This window comes from Microbacterium sp. Bi128, from assembly GCF_918698205.1.
This window is the reverse complement of the sequence record NZ_CAKKMM010001687.1, coordinates 1-1,011: the sequence shown is the minus strand read 5'-3', so window position 1 is coordinate 1,011 and position 1,011 is coordinate 1. Positions and strand designations below refer to the sequence as shown.

The 1,011-nt window shown below is 65.1% G+C and carries 1 protein-coding gene; it reads left to right on the top strand.

Translation table 11 applies throughout. From position 1 onward, the window contains the following. Positions 1 to 172: 172 nt before the first annotated feature. The coding region (locus LQV45_RS35525) for an ABC transporter ATP-binding protein (protein ID WP_230012757.1) at positions 173 to 1,011 on the top strand (839 nt) is incomplete at its 3' end.

The following is a 1,011-nucleotide window of genomic DNA, read 5'->3' as shown; positions in this document are numbered from 1 at the left end:
CCCGGCAATGACCACCACTGCCAGGCATTCGCACCCCCGCAGCTGGCGGACCTTGTGGCGACGGACCCGCACCAGCCCACCGGCTGAACTCTCACCGCTGCGGCGGACCTTACGGTGCGTCCGCCCGCATTTGCGCGGGCACAGGCTGCTCATCACTTGGGGATTCATTGCCATGGCCGTGGAAATCCTCTTCCGGCTTCTTGAGCCGTGGCCGGTGAAAATCGTCCTCGACTCCGTCTCACACTCACTCGGCGCCACTCTGCGCAGGTCCCCGCTCAGCGTGGAGGCGAGCGCGGAGGTGTTGCTCCTCTGCGCCGGTGCGGTGGTTGTCATCTGCCTGATCCGGGCCGTGGCCGGCTACGTGTCCGCGATTTCGTTTGCCCTGGTGGGTACCCGGATTTCCTCCGAATTGCGCGCCCGAACCTTTCGCCACCTCCAGGGCCTGTCGATGCGCCACCACAGCCGCGCCTCCACCGGCGACACTGTCCAGCGGCTCGTCGGAGACGTGTCCCGGCTGCAGGATGTGGCCGTCACGGCGGGGCTCCCCCTCATCGGCAATTTCGTGTCGCTGGTAGCAATGATGATCATCATGCTCTGGCTCGATCCTTTGATCGCACTGGTGACGTTCGTGTCCATCGGGATATTCGTGTTGGTGTCCCGCAAGAACTCGGGATCGATTACTACGGCGGCCCGCAAGTCACGCAAGGGTGAAAGCGCCCTGGCCACCACCGCCGCCCAGACGTTGGGCGCAATGCGCGAAGTCCAGGCGTACGGACTCGAAGACACCCTCAGCTCGGGCTTCAGCAAGAGCAACCAGTCGGCACTTGGCTCCGGCGTGGTCACGCTGCGGCTGGCCGCCAGCCTGCAACGGAAGACCGACGTCCTGACGGGAATCGCGACGGCGGTGGTCCTGGCCGCCGGCGGATGGAGGGTGATGCAGCACGTGATGACCCCGGGTGATCTGGTCGTCTTCCTGACCTACCTGAAAACTGGGCTGAGGCCACTCAAGGA